Raw genomic sequence first — 6,706 nt, forward strand, 5'->3', positions numbered from 1 at the left:
TCCGCCGATCACCTGGAGCGAATGCTGTCGTTGGACAACGTGTTCAGCGCCGACGAATTCGAGCTCTGGGCCGGCCGTGTGCACGCCGAAGTCGGAGTCGACGTTTCCTTCCTGTGCGAGCTCAAAATCGACGGCGTCGCTTTGGCGTTGGTCTACCGCGACGGCCGACTGGTTCGGGCTGCGACCCGCGGCGACGGACGTACCGGCGAGGACGTCACGCTCAACGCTCGCACCATCGACGATGTGCCCGAACGTTTGACTCCCAGTGCCGACCACCCGGTGCCCGAGGTCCTGGAGGTGCGCGGTGAGGTGTTTTTCCGGCTGGAGGATTTCGAGGCGCTCAACGCTGCTCTGGTCGAGGACGGCAAGGCGCCGTTCGCCAACCCGCGCAACAGCGCGGCGGGGTCGCTGCGGCAGAAGGATCCCGCCGTCACGGCGCGTCGCAAACTTCGGATGATCTGCCACGGGTTGGGACACCTCGAGGGCTACCGGCCCGACTCGCTGCACGACGCCTATCTGGCGCTGGCCGCCTGGGGACTGCCGGTCTCCGACCGCACCACTCGGGTTCAGAATGCGGCCGGCGCCTTGGAGCGGATCGCCTACTGGGCCGAGCACCGCCACGACGTCGACCATGAAATCGACGGTGTGGTGATCAAAGTCGACGACGTGTCACTGCAGCGCAGGCTCGGCTCGACCTCTCGGGCGCCGAGGTGGGCGATCGCCTACAAGTATCCGCCGCAGGAAGTGCAGACCAAGCTTCTCGACATTCGCGTCAATGTCGGCCGGACGGGGCGGGTGACTCCGTTCGCGTTCATGACGCCGGTCACCGTCGCGGGGTCGACGGTCGGGCTGGCCACCTTGCACAATGCCGCGGAGGTCAAGCGCAAGGGCGTGCTGATCGGCGACACGGTGGTGCTTCGGAAGGCCGGCGACGTGATCCCCGAAGTGCTGGGTCCGGTCGTCGACTTGCGCGACGGCTCCGAGCGCGAATTCGTCATGCCCACAACGTGTCCCGAGTGCGGCACGCCGTTGGCTCCGGCGAAGGAGGGTGACGCCGACATCCGCTGCCCCAATTCGCGGTCCTGCCCGGCGCAGTTGCGTGAGCGGGTGTTCCACGTCGCCGGCCGTGGCGCCTTCGACATCGAAGGGCTCGGCTACGAGGCCGCGGCCGCGCTGCTCAAAGCGCAGGTGATCGAGGACGAGGGTGATCTGTTCAGCCTCACCGAAGACCAGCTGTTGCGTACCGAGCTGTTCACCACCAAGGCCGGTACGTTGTCGGCCAACGGCAAGCGCCTGCTGGCCAACTTGGACACCGCCAAGAAACAACCGCTGTGGCGGGTCTTGGTGGCGTTGTCGATTCGGCACGTAGGTCCAACGGCGGCAAGGGCTTTGGCCACCGAGTTCGGCAGCCTTGATGCGATCACCGCGGCGTCGACGGAGCAGCTTGCCGCGGTCGAGGGTGTCGGTCCGACCATCGCCGACGCGGTGACGGAGTGGTTCACCGTCGACTGGCACCGCCGGATCGTCGACAAGTGGCGAACGGCCGGGGTGCGGATGGCCGACGAACGCGACGCCGGCGTACCCCGCACGCTGGCGGGCATGACCATCGTGGTCACCGGATCGTTGGTCGGTTTCTCTCGCGACCAAGCCAAAGAGGCGATCCTGACGCGCGGGGGCAAAGCCGCCGGCTCGGTGTCGAAGAAGACCGACTATCTGATTGCCGGCGATTCTCCCGGATCCAAGTACGACAAGGCCGTCGAGCTCGGAGTTCCCGTCCTCGACGAGGACGGGTTTCGGAAACTGCTAGCACAAGGCCCGGCGGATCTCTCGGAGTGAGTCTTCGCCGTCGGGGCGTTCAGTGCAGCAGGGTGCCGACGATCCCGGCCAGGTATCCCAGGCGGGCAATCTCCGACGGCCGGAACGCGGGGCCGCCAGGCCTGCCGAGCATCACAGCGGTGTGGGTTGAGCCCAGCGGTGCCGCGGTCAAGGTGGTGTCCATGTCACGCCAGACCTGCGGCACCCAGTCCTCGGTGGTGTCCAAAGCGGTGGCGTGCTCGATCGGCATCCAGGGCACGTCGCGCAGAACCGTCTCCGGCGCACCGGGGCTACCGGCAACGCGCTGTAGTCCGTCGGCGGACCTGCGTAGCACCGAGCACCAACTGACCCGCAGTACCTGCGGCGCCTCACCGACAAGCACGTTGAGTTTCGCGTCGGTGCTGCCGGCGGCGGCGACATGGTCGATCAGCGCCAGCTCGCGGTGCGCGTCCAGCAATCCGGTGTGCGGCCGCAGGCTGTCCACCCGCACGCCCTGCAGCGCCTCGGCCGCGGTGATCAGCGTGTCCGGCATGCCACCGGGCGGCAGTTCGACGACCAGATCGTCGATCGCGTAGTCCGGTCCGCGCTCCACGACGTCCAGCGACAAGATGTCGGCGCCCACCGACCCCAGAGCCACGGCCAACGAGCCGAGGCTGCCTGGTCGGTCGGCTAGTTGGACGCGGAGCAGATAGGACGACACGCGGACACTGTTTCACAGCGGCGTGCGATCGGCATGTCGGTGGTTGCGGCCCGCCCCGGCGCGGGCCGCGGCATCCCCGTCTAGGCTTTGCAGTCGTGTCCCAGATCTCCCGCGACGAGGTTGCCCATCTGGCCCGGTTGGCCCGTCTGGCGTTGACCGACGACGAGCTGGACAGCTACGCCGGCCAACTCGACGCCATCCTGACCCACGTCGGGCAGATCCAGGCCGTCGACGTCGCCGGCGTCGAGCCGACCGACAACCCGCTGAAGTCCGTCAACGTGACCCGTCCGGACCAGATCGCGCCGTGTCTGACCCAGCAGGAGGCGCTGGCCGGGGCGCCCGAAGCGCTTGACGGCCGCTTCCTGGTCCCGCAGATCCTCGGGGAGCCGCAATGACCGACATCATCCGGCTGGACGCCGCGACGCTGGCCACCAAGATCGCGGCCAGGGAGTTGTCGTCGACCGAGGTCACGCAGGCGTTCCTGGATCAGATCGCGGCGACCGACGAGCAGTACAGCGCATTCCTGCACGTCGCGGTGGATGCGGCACTGTCATCGGCCGCCGCCACGGACAAATCGCTGGCCGCCGGTGACCGGCCGGCGTCGGCGCTGGCCGGTGTCCCGCTGGCCCTCAAAGACGTCTTCACCAGCGTCGATATGCCTACCACCTGCGGGTCGAAGATCCTCGAGGGCTGGCGCTCGCCCTATGACGCCACCGTCACCGCGAGGCTGCGCGCCGCGGGCATCCCGATCCTGGGTAAGACCAACATGGACGAGTTCGCAATGGGCTCCTCGACGGAGAACTCGGCCTACGGTCCGACCCGCAACCCGTGGGACACCGACCGGGTGCCCGGCGGATCGGGCGGGGGCAGCGCCGCCGCACTGGCGGCGTTCCAGGCGCCGCTGGCAATCGGCACCGATACCGGCGGCTCGATCCGCCAGCCGGCGGCGCTGACCGCGACTGTCGGCGTCAAGCCCACCTACGGAACGGTGTCGCGGTACGGGCTGGTGGCCTGCGCGTCGTCGCTGGACCAAGGTGGGCCTTGTGCACGCACGGTCCTGGACACCGCGCTGCTGCATCAGGTGATCGCCGGACACGATCCACGTGACTCCACCTCGATCGACGTCGAGGTGCCCGATGTCGTCAGCGCCGCAAAGATCGGTGCCGCAGGCGATCTCGACGGGGTGCGGGTAGGCGTGGTCAAGCAGTTGCGCGGCGAGGGGTACCAACCCGGAGTACTGGCGTCGTTCAACCAAGCGGTCGAACAATTGACCGCGCTCGGAGCCGACGTATCCGAGGTCGACTGTCCCCACTTCGATCACGCTCTGGCCGCCTACTACCTGATCCTGCCATCGGAGGTCTCCAGCAACCTGGCCCGCTTCGACGCGATGCGGTACGGGCTTCGCGTCGGCGACGACGGCACGCACAGCGCCGAGGAGGTGATGGCGCTGACCCGGGCCGCGGGATTCGGCCCGGAAGTCAAGCGGCGCATCATGATTGGCACCTATGCGCTGTCGGCCGGCTACTACGATGCTTACTACAACCAGGCGCAGAAGGTGCGGACATTGATCGCCCGTGACCTCGACGCTGCCTATCAGTCGGTGGATGTCTTGGTTTCGCCGACGACGCCGACGACGGCATTTCCATTGGGGGAGAAGGTCGACGACCCGCTGGCGATGTATCTGTTCGATCTGTGCACGCTGCCGTTGAATCTGGCCGGCCACTGCGGCATGTCGGTGCCGTCGGGCTTGTCCGACGACGACAACCTGCCGGTCGGGCTGCAGATCATGGCGCCGGCGCTGGCCGATGATCGGCTCTACCGGGTGGGGGCCGCCTACGAGGCGGCCCGGGGGGCGCTGCCTTCGGCTATCTGAACCGCTGCCGAGCGGGCGGTCACGGGGCAAGATGAACGCATGCGGATCGGAATCCTCACCGGGGGTGGTGACTGTCCTGGCCTGAACGCCGTCATCCGGGCGGTGGTGCGGACCTGCGATTCCCGTTACGGGTCGTCGGTGGTCGGATTTCAGGACGGCTGGCGCGGGCTGCTGGAGAACCGCCGGATCCAGCTGGCCAACGACGATCGCAACGACCGTCTGCTCGCCAAGGGCGGAACGATGCTGGGCACCGCCCGCGTCAATCCCGACAAGCTGAGAGCCGGGCTGGCGCAGGTCAAGCAGACGCTGGATGACAACGGCATCGACGTCCTGATCCCGATCGGCGGCGAGGGCACGCTCACGGCCGCGCACTGGCTGTCTGAAGAGAATGTCCCCGTCGTCGGAGTGCCCAAGACCATCGACAATGACATCGATTGCACGGACGTGACTTTCGGCCACGACACCGCGTTGACCGTGGCCACCGATGCGATCGACCGATTGCACAGCACGGCCGAGTCGCACCAACGCGTGATGCTGGTCGAGGTGATGGGCCGGCATGCCGGCTGGATCGCGCTCAACTCCGGGCTGGCCTCCGGCGCGCACATGACGCTGATCCCTGAGCAACCATTCGACATCGACGAGGTATGCCGGCTGGTCAAGCGGCGCTTCCAGCGCGGCGACTCGCATTTCATCTGCGTGGTGGCCGAGGGCGCCAAGCCGGCTGAGGGGTCGATGAAACTTGCCGAGGGCGGCACCGACGAGTTCGGTCACGAGCGGTTCACCGGCGTGGCCGCGCAGTTGGCCGTCGAGGTGGAAAAACGCATCAACAAAGACGTCCGGGTAACCGTGCTCGGCCACGTTCAGCGCGGCGGCACACCGACGGCCTACGACCGTGTACTGGCGACGCGGTTCGGGGTCAACGCCGCCGACGCCGCGCATGCCGGCGAATACGGACAGATGGTGTCGTTGCGGGGTCAAGACATCGGGCGGGTGGCCTTGGCGGACGCCGTGCGCCAGCTCAAGCTGGTCCCGCAGAGTCGGTACGACGACGCCGCCGCGTTCTTCGGTTAGCGCTCGGCTTCGACGACGCGGTGCCGGTCGGCGATGCCCGCCCGGGCCGCGATGACGAGACTGCATCGGGCGGCAATTAGGATTGTTGCCATGACTGTTGCTGCCAGCGTTCCCGGTGCGGCCGGCAGTGAGCTGCTCGACTACGACGAGGTGATCGCGCGCTACGACCCGGTGCTCGGCATGGAAGTGCACGTCGAGTTGTCCACCGCGACCAAAATGTTCTGCGGGTGCGCCAACGAGTTCGGCGCCGAACCCAACTCGCAGGTCTGTCCGGTGTGCCTTGGCCTGCCTGGCTCGTTGCCGGTGCTCAACGAGGCTGCGGTCGAATCGGCCATCCGGATCGGGCTGGCGCTCAACTGCGACATCGCGCCCTGGGGTCGGTTCGCCCGCAAGAATTACTTCTATCCCGACCAGCCCAAGAACTACCAGATTTCGCAGTACGACGAGCCGATCGCCATCAACGGCTACCTCGACGTTCCGCTGGATGACGGCAGCACCTGGCGAGTCGACATCGAACGTGCCCACATGGAGGAAGACACCGGCAAGCTGACCCACTTGGGCAGCGACACCGGCCGCATCGCCGGTGCGACGACCTCGCTGGCGGATTACAACCGGGCCGGGGTGCCGCTGATCGAAATCGTCACCAAACCGATCGAAGGCACTGGCGAACGTGCGCCAGAGATTGCCCGCGCCTACGTGACGGCCTTGCGGGACCTGTTGCGCGCGTTGGATGTTTCCGACGTACGGATGGATCAGGGGTCGATGCGCTGCGACTCCAACGTGTCGCTGAAGCCCAAAGGCGCGACCGAGTTCGGCATTCGCAGCGAGACCAAGAACGTCAACTCGCTCAAGAGCGTCGAGGTCGCCGTCCGCTACGAGATGCGGCGCCAAGGAGCTGTTCTGGAATCGGGTGGCCGAGTCATCCAGGAAACCAGGCACTTCCACGAGGATGGCTTCACCAGCCCGGGCCGCACCAAGGAAACCGCGGAGGACTACCGTTACTTTCCCGAGCCCGACCTCGAACCGGTCGCACCCAGCGGCGAACTCGTCGAGCGCCTACGCAAGACCATTCCCGAGCTACCTTGGCTGCGGCGCAAGCGGATTCAGCACGACTGGGGCATTTCTGACGAGGTGATGCGCGATCTGGTGAACGCCGGTGCCGTGGATATGGTCATCGCGACCGTCGAACAGGGGGCTTCCAGCGAATCCGCCCGCGCCTGGTGGGGCAACTTCCTGGTGCAGAAGGC

Annotated in this window: 6 protein-coding genes; 5 read left to right on the plus strand and 1 reads right to left on the minus strand. The window is 67.0% G+C overall.

The genetic code is table 11. From position 1 onward, the window contains the following. Window positions 1-1,836: NAD-dependent DNA ligase LigA (ligA, locus tag AC2VOG_RS14170; RefSeq protein ID WP_486940522.1), on the plus strand; the 1,836-nt coding region annotated here is incomplete at its 5' end. Between the two features lie 19 nt (window positions 1,837-1,855). On the opposite strand, the gene AC2VOG_RS14175 is transcribed toward ligA, so the two are convergent. Next, complete coding sequence (locus tag AC2VOG_RS14175) at window positions 1,856-2,515, minus strand: ACT domain-containing protein (protein ID WP_486940523.1); 660 nt, start codon at window positions 2,513-2,515, stop codon at window positions 1,856-1,858. Between the two features lie 95 nt (window positions 2,516-2,610). On the opposite strand from AC2VOG_RS14175, the gene gatC reads away from it, so the two are divergent. From gatC to gatB, 4 genes are all read left to right on the plus strand, one after another. Continuing rightward, window positions 2,611-2,910 (plus strand): Asp-tRNA(Asn)/Glu-tRNA(Gln) amidotransferase subunit GatC, encoded by a 300-nt coding sequence (gene gatC / locus AC2VOG_RS14180; RefSeq protein ID WP_486940524.1) that lies wholly within the window; start codon window positions 2,611-2,613, stop codon window positions 2,908-2,910. Continuing rightward, a complete protein-coding gene (gatA, locus tag AC2VOG_RS14185) occupies window positions 2,907-4,388 on the plus strand; it encodes an Asp-tRNA(Asn)/Glu-tRNA(Gln) amidotransferase subunit GatA (protein WP_486940525.1) in 1,482 nt (493 codons plus the stop codon). The genes gatC and gatA overlap by 4 nt, the downstream gene beginning before the upstream one ends. Before the next feature lie 39 nt (window positions 4,389-4,427). After that, on the plus strand, window positions 4,428-5,459 hold the full coding sequence (locus tag AC2VOG_RS14190) for an ATP-dependent 6-phosphofructokinase (RefSeq protein ID WP_486940526.1): 1,032 nt from the start codon (window positions 4,428-4,430) through the stop codon (window positions 5,457-5,459). A 90-nt stretch (window positions 5,460-5,549) separates the two neighbouring features. Next, window positions 5,550-6,706 (plus strand): Asp-tRNA(Asn)/Glu-tRNA(Gln) amidotransferase subunit GatB (gene gatB / locus AC2VOG_RS14195; RefSeq protein WP_486940527.1); only part of this gene is annotated, 1,157 nt, incomplete at its 3' end.

The sequence above is a fragment of the Mycobacterium sp. TH-M11 genome, from assembly GCF_057473725.1.